Below are 13,874 nucleotides of genomic sequence, written 5' to 3' on the forward strand. Positions count from 1 at the left end.
GATGGAAACGCAAGCCCCGCACGACAGTATCGCGGTTCCGCCGTTGCCGCAGGGCGAGGGGCGCTTTGCCGACAATATCGTTTTCTTTGCCCGGACGCTTCGCAAGGCCGGTCTCAAGATCGGTCCGGGTTCCATTGTCGATGCCATCGAAGCGGTCGAGGCAATCGGCATGGGTTCGCGCGAGGAGTTCCACGCGGCGCTCTTTGCAGTCTTCGTCAAACGTCACGAGGACAAGCCTGTTTTCGACGAAACCTTCAGACTTTTCTGGCGCTCCCGCGATCTGGTGGAGAAGATGATTGCGATGATGTCGCCGCGTGCCCCCGACAATCGCGAAAAAGAAAAGGCGAAGGTGGGTGAGACGCGTGCCAGCGATGCGCTTCTCGGCGACCGGCGCGACAATAGACCAGCTCGCGATGAGCCGGATATCGAAATCGATGCGCGGTTCACCACATCCGGCAACGAAGTCTTTCGCCGGATGGATTTCGCGCAGATGTCGACGGCGGAAATTGCGTTGGCGAGAAAAGAACTCGCCCGGCTGCAACTGCCGCTCGACAGCGTGCCGACGCGGCGCTTCAGGCAATCGCATGTTCACCGGCAGGTCGATCCGCGGGCGACGATGCGCTCGGCGCTGCGCACCGGCGGCTCGCTGATCCTGCCGCGCTATCGCGAACAGAAGGAAATCCAGCCACCCTTGGTGGTGCTTGCGGATATTTCGGGCTCGATGAGCCAGTACACCCGCATCTTCCTGCATTTCCTGCATGTGCTGACGGAAAGCAGGCGCCGCGTTCACACATTCCTTTTTGGAACGCGGCTCACCAACGTCACGCGGCAGATGCGCCACAAGGATGCGGACCAAGCCTTGGACGAATGTGCTAGCGCCGTGAAGGACTGGTCCGGCGGCACACGCATCGGCGAAACGCTGAAGGAATTCAACCGGTTGTGGGCGCGCCGCGTCCTCGGCCAGGGAGCCCTGGTGCTGCTGATCACCGACGGGTTGGAGCGGGAAGGCATCGAGTTGCTGGCCGAAGAGATGGACCGGCTACACCGATCCTGCCGGCGGCTGATCTGGCTGAACCCGCTTCTGCGCTTCGATGGCTTCGAGCCGCGGGCTCGCGGCGTTCGCGCCATGCTGCCGCATGTTGACGAATTCCGTCCGGTTCACAATCTATCCTCCTTGAGCGACCTTGCTGTGGCGCTCGGCGCAGGCAGATCGCCGACACACGATCGGCGGCGTTATCTCGAGAAAATGAAAGGCATGGCATGAGCGAGACGTCTTTCCGCCTCGATCCGCTGATGGCGGCGGAGGAATGGAAGAAGAGCGGCCGCGACGTGGCGATCGCGACCGTCATCGAAACCTGGGGTTCGGCTCCGCGCCCCGCTGGCAGCCATCTGGTGATCGATGGCGACGGCAATTTCGAGGGCTCGGTCTCCGGCGGCTGCGTCGAAGGTGCGGTCATCGCCGAGGCGATGGACGTGATCGGCGACGGCAAGGCGAAGATGCTGGAATTCGGGGTTGCCGACGAGACTGCCTGGCGCGTCGGGCTATCCTGCGGCGGCCGCATCCGCGTCTTTGTCGAAAGGCTCGGCTGATGGACATTGCCAATCTGGAGCGCCTGAACGCCGCCCGCCGGGCGCGCAAGGCCGTGATGCTGGTTACGGACCTGGAGCGTGGAACGGATCGTGTGATCCTCGAAGGCGGGCCTGTCGATGGCGCGCTCGGTGATGCGGTGGCGGCGGCATTCCGCTCTGGCAAGTCCGCCACTTGCGAGATCGATGGCGGCAGATACTTTCTCAACGTGCATCTGCCGCCGGCGCATATCGTCATCATCGGGGCAGTGCATATCAGCCAGGTCCTGGCGCAGATGGCGGCGCTTGCCGGCTTCGACGTCCGCATCATCGATCCGCGGACTGCCTTTGCAACGCCGGAGCGTTTCGCCGGGACAGACCTGACGGCTGATTGGCCGATCGATGTCCTGAAGGACCGTCCACTCGATGCCTACACGGCCGTCGTCGCGGTCACGCACGATCCGAAGATCGACGACTTCCCGATTGCCGAGGCGCTTCGGACCGGCTGCTTCTATATCGGCGCGCTCGGCAGCCGCAAGACCCACGGCTCGCGTCTCGATCGGCTGAAGAAGGAAGGTTTTTCCGACGGCGAGCTGGCCCGGATCAAGGGCCCGATCGGGCTTGATATCGGCGCCTCCAGCCCGGCGGAGATCGCCGTCGCGGTTCTTGGGCAGATCATCCAGGCACTGCGCTCGCGCGACATCACGTCTCCGAAAGGCGACAAGGCATGATCTTTGGCGAATTCGGTGTCAACGGTGCGGAAGGGCTCGTGCTCGCCCATTCGATTAAGATGGCGGACGGGACGCTGCCGAAAGGACATGTGGTTGATGCTGCGGACGTTGTGTGGCTGAAGAAATCGGGAGTGGAGAAGATTGTTGCGGCGCGCCTCGAGGACGGCGACCTCGGCGAGGACGAAGCCGCCGCGCGGCTGGGTGAGGCGATCGCTCCGGATCATCTCCGCTTTTCGGAGGCAGCGACTGGCCGCGTGAACATCTATGCCTCGACGGACGGGCTTTTTGTGGCTAACCGGGAAGCTGTCGATCGGCTGAACCGCATCGATCCTGCGATCACGCTCGCCTGTCTTGCAGACCATACGCATGTCAGCGCGGGCGACATGGTGGCGACCTTCAAGGTTATTCCGCTGGCGGTTCCAGGTGCGAAGATCGATACTGCCTGCGCCGAGCTCCGCGCGACCGCACCATTTCAGGTGAAACCGTTTGCCGATCACGCCGTTTCGCTGATTGCCACGGAGCTGCCCTCGTTGAAGGTGTCGGTGATGGACAAGACGGCGCGCATCCTGGAGCGGCGACTGGCCGCTTCCGGCAACCGGCTGTCGCGGGAGCGGCGCGTGCCCCATGAGGCTAAGGCGCTTGCGGCCTCGATCAAGGATGTCATGGCGATTCCGGAGGACGCGCCGAAGCTCGTCGTCGTTTTCGGCGCCTCGGCGGTCATCGACGCGGCGGATGTCATTCCGGAAGCGATACGCGACGCGGGCGGGCGCATCCTAAGTGTCGGCATGCCGGTCGATCCGGGAAATCTGATGGTCCTTGGCCGCATCGGCGAAACTTATGTCGTCGGCGCTCCGGGCTGTGCCCGCAGCCCGAAGGAAAACGGCTTCGACTGGGTTCTCGACCGCATCCTGGCCGGCGAGGAACCGCGCGCGCGCGACGTCACCGGAATGGGCGTCGGAGGCCTGCTGATGGAGATACAATCGCGGCCACAGCCGCGCGACGTGCCTGCCAGGAAACGTGCGGATGCTTCCGTTGCGATCGTCCTGCTTGCCGCCGGCCGGGCGCGCCGCATGGGCGAGGGCGGCCGGCACAAGCTGCTGGCCGAATTCGACGGCATGCCGCTGGTGCGCCGCTCGGCATCGATTGCTGTTGCCAGCAGGGCTTCGTCAGTCACGGTCGTGACGGGTCATCGCCGTGCCGAGATTGAAGTCGCACTTGATGGCTTGAGCGTGCAGCTGGTCTTCAACGCTGATTATGCTTCCGGCATGGCAAGCTCTCTCGCGGCCGGCTTCGCGAATGCCCATGCGGGCGGCGCAGACGGCGTCCTCGTCATGCTTGCGGATATGCCGGGGGTCTCGACGGCGGACCTCGATCATTTGATCAGCGCATTCGAGCAGGCCGAAGGCCGGGCGATCGTTCGGGCGGTCTCCGGAGGCAAGCGCGGAAATCCCGTCATTCTGCCACGATCACTGTATCATCCAGTGCTTGCGCTCGAAGGCGATGTCGGTGCGCGCCACATCATCGAGACGGCAGGGCTACCGGTCGTCGATGTCGACATCGGCGAGAGCGCGCATCTCGACGTGGATACACCGGAGGCGATTGCCGCGGCAGGCGGCATACTGAAAGGATAGAAATGGACGCGGCTGGTATAGAGGAAATGTTTCAGGGGCTCGGTCCCGTGACGATCAAGCGCATGTTCGGCGGCAAGGGCATCTATCACCTCGGCCGCATCGTCGCCGTCGAAGTCGGCGGCGAGGTGCTGCTCAAGGCGGACGGCGAGAGCTCGCCGGAATTTGCCGCAGCGGGCTCCAGCCAATGGGTCTATGAGGGCAAGAAAGGCAATCCGGTTAAAATGCCCTACTGGTCGATCCCGGAAGCCGCCTATGACGATCCGGATGAAATGGCGAAATGGGTCCGGCTTGCCTACGAGGCGTCGCTCAGAGCCGAATAATCAGCGGAAGTCTTCGCTGTCCAGATAACCGATTGCGGCCTTGGCGAAGTCGGAGAGCGGAGTCGGCAGTTCGGATCGCGTGAACCAACCGAAATCCGAGAGTTTTTCCGGCTCCGTCAGCTGAGGATCGCCTTCGACCTGTCGAGCGATATAGAGAAACGAGACCCAATGCTGCGCGTCAGGGCCTGAAATCACTTCCGCGTGACCGAGAAGTTCGGTTCGAGCAATCGTCAATCCGGTTTCTTCCTCGGCTTCGCGGCGCGCGGCTTCGGCTGTTGGCTCCATATGGTCGACTTTGCCGCCGACGATGCTCCAGTGACCGGCTTCGGGCGCACCAATGCGCCTGTAAAGCAAGATCTTGCGGTCGCGCAAAATCACCATGCCGACGCCGAGACCCGGAAAATCGATGCCAGGCTTGCCCATCGGACGATCAGATCTTGGCGTTTGCCGCGATCAGCATGAAAGCGGGAATGTCGTCGCCGAAACCGACGGGCGTCGGGCCGTCGTCGTGGTCGCGATAGCGGCGGCGGTCACGACTGTCGTCGTTTGCCGGGTAGGGCCTAGAGTTGCGCGCGCTGTTCTGCGGCTTGTTTTCTGTTTTGCGCTCGTGCTTCACGCTTTCGGCCTTTGCTGGTGCTGCTGCTTCGATGGCTTCGACGGCATTATCCTCGGCGCCGACATCATTTTTATGAACCCGGCGTTCCTTAGGGCGGCCACGGCCGCCCTTGTCGCGATCCCGGCTACCCGCGCGGCGCGGGCGATCGTCTTCGCGGCCCGGTTCCGGAGGCGGAAGAGCGGAAAGATCGCCACTCAGCCATTCGACCTTCTCGCCGATCAGCTTTTCGATCGCGTCGGCATGTTTCTGGTCACGGCTGGTGACGATGGTGAAGGCAGCGCCGGAACGGCCCGCGCGGCCAGTGCGGCCGATGCGGTGCACGTAATCCTCGGCATGGATCGGAACATCGAAGTTGAAGACGTGGCTGACGTCAGGAATGTCGAGACCGCGGGCGGCGACGTCGGAGGCGACGAGCAGTTGCAGCTGCCCGTCACGGAAGCTCTGAAGCATATTCGTGCGCGAACGCTGGTCCATGTCCCCGTGGAGCGCACCGACGGAGAAGCCATGGCGTTCCAGGGAACGAAAGAGGTCGGCCACGTCCTTCTTGCGGTTGCAGAAAATGATCGCGTTCTTCAACTCTTCCTGCGCACGGACGAGCTCTCGCAGGGCGGCGCGCTTCTCGTAATCCTTGCCGTGGGAGGCGACGAAGCGCTGCGTGATGTTCGCGGCGGCGGAGGCCGGCTTTGCGACTTCGATGCGTTCCGGATTCTGCAGGAACCGGTCGGCGAGCTTCTGGATTTCCGGCGGCATGGTCGCCGAGAAGAACAGCGTCTGGCGCGTGAAGGGGATGAGTTTGGCGATACGCTCGATATCGGGGATGAAGCCCATGTCGAGCATGCGATCTGCCTCGTCGATGACGAAGATTTCGACGGCACTCATCAGGAGCTTGCCGCGCTCGAAATGGTCGAGCAGGCGGCCGGGTGTGCAGATGAGGACGTCTGCGCCACGCTCGAGCTTGCGGTCCTGGTCTTCGAAGGATACCCCGCCGATCAGCAGCGCCACGTTCAGGCGATGGTTCTTTCCGTACTTCTCGAAGTTTTCAGCGACCTGCGCGGCGAGTTCGCGCGTCGGCTCGAGGATGAGCGTCCGCGGCATGCGGGCACGGGCACGGCCCTTTTCCAAGAGTGACAACATCGGCAGCACGAAGGATGCCGTCTTGCCCGTACCGGTCTGCGCGATCCCGCAAATGTCACGGCGCTGCAGGGCGAACGGAATTGCTCCTGCCTGGATAGGAGTGGGGATCGTGTAGCCGGCGTCGGTAACGGCGGAAAGCACTTTTTGGCTCAGGCCAAGATCAGCAAATGTCGTCAAGGGGGAAACTATTTCCGTTCAGGTTCGGCCATACTCTGTTGAGTCGGCAGGATTGCATGCCGCAATGCAGCGCGACATAATCCCAAACGGCTTGCAAGTCAAGGAATACGGGCCCTGCGGCGCTCGTATAGGTAAAACTGTCGTTACTGCAGTTGATTATTTGATGTAAGTGGCAAGTTTAAGACCGGCATTCATGAAATACACAGGATCGACCGCGCGGCCGTTCTGGCGTACCTCGTAATGCAGATGCGTACCCGTCGAGCGGCCGGTGCTACCGGCAAGGCCGATCACATCCGACCGGCCGACCGTATCGCCGGCCCTCACCAGGATCTGCGACATATGGCCGTAACGGGTGGAAACGCCGTTGCCGTGATCAATCTCGACCATGTTGCCGTAGCCGCCTGTCCAGCCCGCATTGACGACCGTGCCCGGGGCTGTAGGACGCACTCTCTCACCCGGGGCAAAGCGGAAATCAACGCCGGAATGGAAGGCGAGGCGGCCGAGGAAGGGATCGCGCCGATTGCCGAAGGGGCTGGTGATTTCCTTGCCGATCGCCGGATTGCGGAACGGGAGGGTTTCGGCCGTGCTGCGAACGGCTTCAAGGCGCGTCAAGGCGGCATCGAGCTGCGCGAGGGAATTGTTGAAATCGTCGCCGTTTTCCGGCTCGACATACGGGCCGCCTACGGCGCTGTCATCCGCGGACTTGACGGCAGCCTGTTCCGGCACAGCAATCCTGAAGCGGGTCAGGACTTTCTCGATACTGTTGGCGGCATTGCCTGCATCCGCCGTCAATTGTTCGAGACGGGCGCGCTGATCTTCTTCCACGCCTTTCAGCGAAAGCGTGACCTTCGAGAACAGTCGGTCGGCACGATCGCCGATGGTTTCGGGTGCTGGTACATAGGCGAGTGCGGAATTGCCGGGCGCCGCGCCGGCCGGTTCGCCGGTGCCTGCCAGCAGCTTGCCTATGGCCTCGGCACCCCCTGAAAGGGATGCACGTTTATCCCTCGTCGCGGGTTCGAAGGATTGGACCGGCACCACGGTCTCATCCTTCCCCGTCAGCCCGGAATTTTCGGCACGGTCGAGGAGGGAGCCGAGCTTGCCATGGCGCGAGGTCAGCGCCATCTGCTGCTCCATGAGCTTGTCAACCTTGTCCTCCACCAGCTGCTGGTCGAGCAGCTGACGCGAGGTGACCCGGTCGACCTGCGCACGCAGAGCCGCGATGCGATCTTCATAATCATGCTGCATGCGGGCCTGGCGCGCCATGGTGGCGCCGATCAGGTCGTCGCGAAGGACGAGGTAGGAGGTTGCAAGCAGATAGCCGATCACCAAGACGCCGGTAAAGCAGAAGGCAAGCGCTGCCATCCACGGCTTTATGGTTACGTGCCGGACTTTGTCGCCGCTGGCGAGAATGAGGATATGTTCCTGCGAACGCTTGCCGAATACGCGATTATGCTGTGCGTGCGTCACGGAGAATCTCCCAATTGATGCGCCCGTGCTTCGATCAGGAGTGATTACACATCGTTATGGTTAACAAATACCCAAGCTGGCTCGTTAATGCATGTATAGGTTACAAATTGCTAGTTGAAGTCAACGAACGATAGAAAGAAGGCGTGAGCCCGGCTTCCGCGCGCGCCAGATCGTTGAACGGCGGCTTCAGCGGCCCCCGGAAGTTTGCGCGCACCAGGTCCTTAAAGGTCTGCGCTGGGTCGCGGCGTCCGCGGGCGCAGAGGAAGCGGAACCACTTGGCGCCAACTGCCACATGGCCCTTTTCATCGTTGTAGATGACATCGAGCACCGCTGCACTTGCGAGATCGCCGGTTTCGCGCATCTTCGCCTGCAAGGACGGCGTGACGTCCAGGCCGCGGGCTTCGAGAATCAGTGGGACGACGGCAAGCCGTGCCGTGAGGTCGTTCCTTGTCGCGTGCGCGGCCTGCCATAGGCCGTCATGGGCGGGCATGTCGCCATAGTCGGCGCCGAGATCCCGCAGGCGCTCGCGGACGAGGCGAAAGTGCTTCGCTTCCTCGAAGGCAACCTGCATCCATCCGTCGAAGAACGAATTCGGAACCGCTTCGGTTGCAAAACGCGCAACGATATCGAGCGCTAAATCGACGGCATTGAGCTCGATATGCGCGATCGCGTGAAGCAGCGCGATACGGCCGTTGACGGTGTGCAGCGAGCGTCTCTCGACCTGTGTCGGGGGCACCAATGCCGGCTTTTCCGGCCGGCCGGGCCTCTCCGGCAGCGGCGCATCACGCGGCGAACGCAGGGAAACCCTTCGTGCGAACCAGCGGGTCGCCGCTTCCTGTGCGAGGGCTGTCTTGCGATCGAGATCGGCGGAGCAGATGGCGTCGATCGCGCCGCCACGCAGCGATGTCATCGAAAGCGCGTTCATGCGCTGAGGTTCCTGACGGCCTTCAGAACGTCTTCAGCATGGCCGGGCACCTTGACCTTCTGCCAGATCATCGCGACCGTGCCATCAGTGCGGATCAGGAAGGTCGTGCGCTCGACGCCCATGAAATTGCGGCCGTACATGCTCTTTTCCTTCCAGACGCCGTAGGCCTGCAGGGTCGTCTTCTCTTCGTCCGACGCGAGCGCGACCGAAAGGCTGTGCTTCTTGATGAAGCGTTCGTGGCATTTGACCGAATCGGGTGACATGCCGATGACCGCCGCCCCGGCGGCGTCGAAGTCGTCGGCCAGAGCGGTGAAGGCCAGCGATTCCGCCGTGCAGCCGGTCGTATCGTCCTTCGGATAGAAGAACAGAACCAGCGACTTTCCGCGGAAATCGGAAAGCGATACCCGTCCGCCGCCGTCGCGGGGAAGATTGAAATCCGGGGCCGTGGCGCCGATGCCGAGAACCGCCATGTGTGGTAACCTTTCTTTCGCCGAGTTTATGGATGACACTGTGATCGGCGGATATATATTGAAGCTCAATTCGTCCAGCCAGACCGGGGCGGTCAGATTCTAACTCAGGGGTTATCCAAAGCGCATGGCGGCGATTCGCGGCGAAAAAATTACGTTTTGCAAGAAAGATATCGTCGCACTGCATGAGCTTCCCTCCGCACAGGCCGAAGACCCGATCATCGTGCATTGCCCGCCGCCGCCGCGCTCACGCGTCCGGCGTGCGGCAAATGTGACGGCTGGTTGCGTTGCCGCTATCCTCTTTGTTCTGGCGGCGATCATTTTCACTATCGAAAGCGGCATGTTCGACACGACGCTGTCGCGCCAGGCGCAGACCGCGTTGAATTCGGCGATAGGTCCCCGCTATCGGGCAGAGGTAGGGTCGACCGTCATCCGTTTCACATCCGGTGCGCAGCTCGCGCTTGAAGCCCGTAACGTCAATATCATCGATCAGCAAAGCGGGCAGCATCTGTCGACGACCGGCGCGATGCGCATGGCGCTCGATCCGTTTGCGCTCTTTCGTGGACGTGTGGCCGTGACGGCGATCGAAGCCGAGGATATTGCGCTCGACACGGCGCTTCTGTCATCCGGTGGCTCGGTGGACTTAAGCAAGCTTCGCATCGACGCAATTCCGCAGGCGATGGAAGCGGCGTTTTCCCATCTCGATATCCTGGACGACTTTGTCGAACGTGGGGGAACGGATACTGTCCGTCTCTCCGGCATCGACATCAAGCTCGCAGACACCGTCAACGGTCCGCTTTCGATGGTGGTCGACAATCTGGTCTTCGCGCATTCGGGGCCGTCTTCGATGCATTTGACGGGCGAGGTGGCGATCAATGGCGAAGTGGCGATGCTGGACGTGCTTGCTGAAAAGAGCGCCGGGAAAGCCTCACGATTTACGGCGAAGCTCACCCATGCCGATCTGACGCCATTTACTCTGAAGCGAAACGTGCTTGGGGAAATCCGGCAGGGCGTGAACAGTTTTGCGGACGTTGGCGTTTCCGCCGTACGCGGCGCTGGCGATGTCGCGCCGTCCCTCGCTGCCAGGGCAGATATTGCGCCGGGGTTGATCTATCTCGATGGAGACGAGCAGCAGCTGAACGGCGGCCGCATCAATCTCGGCTACGACTTCACGAAACAGACGCTTGAGATCGCAAGATCGCAAGCGCAATTCGGCAACACCTCCGTTCCGTTCAACGGCGCCATCATCGACCTCGACAAGCTCGATCCGGCGGCTGGTAAGGGCTTTGGCATCGATCTCCTGATCAGCGGCGGCACGGCTGCTCCAGTGGGGTCGGGCGAACAGCCGCTGGCTTTCGATCTCCAGGCGATGGGCCGCTATCTCGTCGCCCCGCGGGAGCTGCAGTTCACGGGCATGACGGTTTCCAGTCCTCTGGGGCAGCTGTTCGGATCGCTTCATGTCAATTTTGGCGACAAATCACCGGAAATCAGTTTCGCCGGACAATCGCAGCAGCTTCAGACGGCTGCGATCAAGCAGCTCTGGCCGTTCTGGATGGCGCCCAGGGCGCGCGATTGGGTACTTGGAAATCTCTTCGGCGGTACGGTCGCCAATGCGTCGATTTCCGTATTCATCCCGTCCGGCAAACTGGATGAGGCCGTCGGCAAGGGGCTGAGGCTCGGCGACGAGCAGATCCGTATCAATTTCGATATCGCTAATGCACGCATGAACGTGGCGGGTGATATTCCGCCGATTCGCGATACATCCGCCCATTTCGACCTGACCGGCCAGCGGGCGGTCATTTCGATCAAGAGCGGCACCTCCTATTTCGCGTCAGGCCGTTCTGTCAGCCTCGGAGAGGGCACCTTCGTGCTGCCCTCAACTTACGAAAAACCGCTGATGGCGGAGATGAAGCTCGCGATCTCCGGCGATGCCGATGCGGTGGGCGAACTCCTGACTTATAAACCGGTCCAGGTCCTGCAGCGCGCCGGCCTCATGGCCGGGGACCTCAAGGGCAAGATCACCGCCGACGTCGAGGCGCGGCTCGGCCTTCTGAGATCGCAGAATCCTCCGCCGCCGGAATGGAAGGCGGCGATGCAGCTCAGTGGTGTCGATATCGGCAAGCCGGTGTCGGGCCGGATGATCAATAATCTGAACGGCACGCTCGACGCCGATCCACGGCAGGTGACGCTCGATGCTGAAGGCCAGATCGACGGCGTAGTCGCCGAAATCGAACTCGTCGAACCGACGGACAAATCGTCCGGTATCAAGCCGCAGCGCATCATCACGGCGACGCTGAACAACGCTCAGCGCGCAAAGGTGCTTCCTGGCCTATCCGGGATCATCGACGGCAGCCTGACAATGCAGCTGACGAAAATCGATGAGGAACGCCAGAACGTTCGGATCGATCTCGACAAGGCGTCGCTGCAGCTGCCCTGGATCGGCTGGGCGAAGGGAAGCGGGATCGGCGCAACGGCGGAATTCGAAGTATCGGGGCCGCCCGAGAACACGCAAATCAGGAGTTTCCGCCTGGAGGGCGACGGCTTCGGTGCCAGCGGCTCGCTTGTCCTCAACAAGGGCGATCTGGCATCCGCCGATTTCGACCGCGTGCGACTTTCGTCGCTTGACGACTTCGCGTTATCGATCAGGCGTAACAGGGGCAATTTCGACGTTTCGCTATCGGGGGACACGGCTGATGTGCGCCCGATTCTTGCGAGATTGAAGAACGGGCAGGGCAATAGCGACGAAGACGGCGGCAGCTCCAACGTCTCCGTTCGTGCGAAGCTCAGCAGCGTCGTCGGCTTCAACGATGAAAAGATCCGCAATCTGGAGGCCACTTACATCTCGCGCGGTGACCGGCTGCAGGCACTGAATTTCTCCGGCGTCACCGGCAGCGGTGAGGCGGTTGTCAGCCAGACTAGAGAAGGCCGTGTCCTGAACATCACCAGCGGCGACGCCGGTGCCGTCTCGCGCTTTGCAGATTTCTACCAACACATGCAGGGCGGCTTGCTCAACATGTCGGTCAGGCTTGGGAACGGCGGTGATTGGGATGGCTCCGTCGACATACGCCGCTTCGCCATCATCAACGAACAACGCCTGCACTCGATCGTTTCAACGCCGGTCGGCGAGGATCAGCGCAGTCTCAATTCCGCCGTCAAACGCAACATCGACACGTCGGCGCAGCGCTTCCAGCGCGGCTTCGCGCGCATCGTCTCGCGCGGCGGCGTGATCGGTGTCGAAAACGGCGTGGTGCGCGGCGATCAGATCGGGGCCACGTTCCAGGGCGTGATCCGCGATCAGCGCGGCAACATGGATATGACCGGCACCTTCATGCCGGCCTATGGCTTGAATCGGCTGTTTGCGGAACTGCCGGTCATCGGCATCATTCTCGGGAACGGTTCGGACCGCGGCCTGATCGGCATCACATTCAAGCTGACGGGCAAATTCGACCATCCGGCCATGCAGATCAATCCGCTGTCGATTATCGCGCCAGGCGTTTTCCGTAACATCTTCGAGTTCCAATAAAAAAGCCGGCGCGGGGGCCGGCTTCCTTTAGGTTCGATAGCGTGCCGGTCAGGCGGCGCGGCGGACCAGGATGTGCTTCTTCTTACCGAGCGAGAGCTTGATGACGCCATCGGCGGTGATCTCGCCGCTGCCGATCAGCCGGCGCTCGTCGCTGACCGCCTGGTCGTTGATGCGCACCGCACCGCCTTGCACATGACGGCGGGCTTCGCCGTTGGAGGCGGCAAGGCCGGCGCGGACCATCAGCGAAAGCAAGCCGATGCCGGCGTCGAGTTCGGAGGCGGGAACATCTACGGAAGGAAGGTTCTCGGCAACGCGACCTTCCTCGAAGGTCGTACGTGCGGTTTGGGCTGCGCTCTCTGCATTCTCGCGTCCGTGGACGATCGCGGTCGCCTCGGTCGCAAGTATCTTCTTCGCTTCATTGATTTCCGATCCGCCGAGGGTCTCCAGTTTGGCGATTTCGGAAAGCGGCAGACGTGTGAAGATCTTCAGGAAGCGGCCGACGTCGGCATCTTCCGTGTTGCGCCAGTACTGCCAAAAGTCGTAGGGGCTGAAGACATCCTCGTTGAGCCAGACGGCACCGGAGGCAGACTTGCCCATTTTTGCGCCGGAACTCGTCGTCAGCAGCGGTGTTGTCAAAGCGTATAGCTGCGGCGTCCCCATGCGGTGACCGAGGTCCACGCCGTTGATGATATTGCCCCACTGATCCGATCCGCCCATCTGCAGGCGGCAGCCATAGCGGCGGCTGAGCTCGACGAAGTCGTAGCCCTGCATGATCATGTAGTTGAATTCGAGGAAAGAGAGCGACTGCTCGCGGTCGAGACGCAGCTTTACGCTGTCGAAGGAGAGCATGCGATTGACCGAAAAGTGGCGGCCGACATCGCGCAGGAACTCGACATAGTTCAGCTTCATCAGCCAATCGGCATTGTTGACCATCGTCGCATCAGTCTTGCCTTCGCCGAAACGCAGGATACGCGAGAAGATTTTCTTAATGCCTTCGATGTTGGTCGCGATCGCCTCGGGCGTAAGGAGCTTGCGTTGCTCGTCGCGGAACGAGGGGTCGCCGACCATCGAGGTGCCGCCACCCATCAGTGCAATCGGCCGATGGCCGGTTTCCTGCAGCCAGTAGAGCATGGTCGCGGAGATCAAGTTGCCGATGTGAAGGCTGGTCGCCGTAGCGTCGTAGCCCACATAGGCCGTCACGGTTTCCTTGGCGAACAATTCGTCGAGGCCCGATTCATCGGAGATCTGATGAATGAAGCCGCGCTCTTTTAATGTGCGCAGGAAATCGGATTTGAACTCGGACATGACTTCGTCTCT

12 protein-coding genes are annotated in these 13,874 nt (G+C 61.7%); 6 read left to right on the forward strand and 6 right to left on the reverse strand.

The genetic code is table 11. From position 1 onward, the window contains the following. Window position 1: 1 nt before the first annotated feature. The 5 genes from N2599_RS07855 to N2599_RS07875 are packed head-to-tail and all read left to right on the forward strand — an operon-like array spanning window position 2 to window position 4,248. A complete protein-coding gene (locus N2599_RS07855) occupies window positions 2-1,264 on the forward strand; it encodes a vWA domain-containing protein (protein ID WP_027512424.1) in 1,263 nt (420 codons plus the stop codon). After that, window positions 1,261-1,590 carry an XdhC family protein gene (locus N2599_RS07860; protein ID WP_027512425.1) on the forward strand — a complete coding sequence of 110 codons (330 nt, stop codon included), beginning with the start codon at window positions 1,261-1,263 and terminating at the stop codon, window positions 1,588-1,590. Before N2599_RS07855 ends, N2599_RS07860 begins: the two co-directional genes overlap by 4 nt. Then, the gene (locus N2599_RS07865) at window positions 1,590-2,297 is read left to right on the forward strand and encodes an XdhC family protein (RefSeq protein WP_027512426.1); all 708 of its coding nucleotides are present in this window, start codon (window positions 1,590-1,592) and stop codon (window positions 2,295-2,297) included. The genes N2599_RS07860 and N2599_RS07865 overlap by 1 nt, the downstream gene beginning before the upstream one ends. Further along, the gene (locus N2599_RS07870; protein WP_027512427.1) at window positions 2,294-3,928 is read left to right on the forward strand and encodes an NTP transferase domain-containing protein; all 1,635 of its coding nucleotides are present in this window, start codon (window positions 2,294-2,296) and stop codon (window positions 3,926-3,928) included. Before N2599_RS07865 ends, N2599_RS07870 begins: the two co-directional genes overlap by 4 nt. A gap of 2 nt (window positions 3,929-3,930) precedes the next feature. Then, entirely contained in the window at window positions 3,931-4,248 is a 318-nt protein-coding gene (locus N2599_RS07875) for a TfoX/Sxy family protein (protein ID WP_027512428.1), read from the forward strand. On the opposite strand, the gene N2599_RS07880 is transcribed toward N2599_RS07875, so the two are convergent. From N2599_RS07880 to N2599_RS07900, 5 genes are all read right to left on the reverse strand, one after another. Continuing rightward, entirely contained in the window at window positions 4,249-4,671 is a 423-nt protein-coding gene (locus N2599_RS07880) for an NUDIX domain-containing protein (protein WP_027512429.1), read from the reverse strand. A gap of 7 nt (window positions 4,672-4,678) precedes the next feature. After that, on the reverse strand, window positions 4,679-6,175 hold the full coding sequence (locus N2599_RS07885) for a DEAD/DEAH box helicase (RefSeq protein WP_027512430.1): 1,497 nt from the start codon (window positions 6,173-6,175) through the stop codon (window positions 4,679-4,681). A gap of 156 nt (window positions 6,176-6,331) precedes the next feature. Next, window positions 6,332-7,642, reverse strand: coding sequence for a M23 family metallopeptidase (locus N2599_RS07890; protein ID WP_027512431.1), 1,311 nt, complete (start codon window positions 7,640-7,642; stop codon window positions 6,332-6,334). Window positions 7,643-7,742: 100 nt separating this feature from the next. After that, window positions 7,743-8,567 (reverse strand): ferritin-like domain-containing protein, encoded by an 825-nt coding sequence (locus N2599_RS07895; protein ID WP_027512432.1) that lies wholly within the window; start codon window positions 8,565-8,567, stop codon window positions 7,743-7,745. Beyond that, on the reverse strand, window positions 8,564-9,037 hold the full coding sequence (locus N2599_RS07900) for a peroxiredoxin (RefSeq protein ID WP_027512433.1): 474 nt from the start codon (window positions 9,035-9,037) through the stop codon (window positions 8,564-8,566). Before N2599_RS07900 ends, N2599_RS07895 begins: the two co-directional genes overlap by 4 nt. Before the next feature lie 124 nt (window positions 9,038-9,161). Here N2599_RS07900 and N2599_RS07905 point away from each other — a divergent pair, with 124 nt between their 5' ends. Further along, window positions 9,162-12,557, forward strand: a complete 3,396-nt coding sequence (locus N2599_RS07905) for a YhdP family protein (RefSeq protein ID WP_027512434.1) — start codon at window positions 9,162-9,164, stop codon at window positions 12,555-12,557. Between the two features lie 48 nt (window positions 12,558-12,605). Here the strand turns inward: N2599_RS07905 and tyrS are convergent, their stop codons facing one another. Then, window positions 12,606-13,862 (reverse strand): tyrosine--tRNA ligase, encoded by a 1,257-nt coding sequence (tyrS, locus tag N2599_RS07910; protein ID WP_027512435.1) that lies wholly within the window; start codon window positions 13,860-13,862, stop codon window positions 12,606-12,608. Window positions 13,863-13,874 lie beyond the last annotated feature (12 nt).

Origin of the sequence: Rhizobium sullae (genome assembly GCF_025200715.1) — a bacterium.
Lineage (GTDB): Bacteria > Pseudomonadota > Alphaproteobacteria > Rhizobiales > Rhizobiaceae > Rhizobium > Rhizobium sullae.

Coding starts and splice junctions, on each gene's coding strand:
- N2599_RS07880 (WP_027512429.1), bottom strand. CDS start 4,671: ATGGGCAAGCCTGGCATCGATTTTCCGGGTCTCGGCGTCGGCATGGTG.
- N2599_RS07865 (WP_027512426.1), top strand. CDS start 1,590: ATGGACATTGCCAATCTGGAGCGCCTGAACGCCGCCCGCCGGGCGCGC.
- tyrS (WP_027512435.1), bottom strand. CDS start 13,862: ATGTCCGAGTTCAAATCCGATTTCCTGCGCACATTAAAAGAGCGCGGC.
- N2599_RS07905 (WP_027512434.1), top strand. CDS start 9,162: ATGGCGGCGATTCGCGGCGAAAAAATTACGTTTTGCAAGAAAGATATC.
- N2599_RS07860 (WP_027512425.1), top strand. CDS start 1,261: ATGAGCGAGACGTCTTTCCGCCTCGATCCGCTGATGGCGGCGGAGGAA.
- N2599_RS07900 (WP_027512433.1), bottom strand. CDS start 9,037: ATGGCGGTTCTCGGCATCGGCGCCACGGCCCCGGATTTCAATCTTCCC.
- N2599_RS07875 (WP_027512428.1), top strand. CDS start 3,931: ATGGACGCGGCTGGTATAGAGGAAATGTTTCAGGGGCTCGGTCCCGTG.
- N2599_RS07855 (WP_027512424.1), top strand. CDS start 2: ATGGAAACGCAAGCCCCGCACGACAGTATCGCGGTTCCGCCGTTGCCG.
- N2599_RS07870 (WP_027512427.1), top strand. CDS start 2,294: ATGATCTTTGGCGAATTCGGTGTCAACGGTGCGGAAGGGCTCGTGCTC.
- N2599_RS07895 (WP_027512432.1), bottom strand. CDS start 8,567: ATGAACGCGCTTTCGATGACATCGCTGCGTGGCGGCGCGATCGACGCC.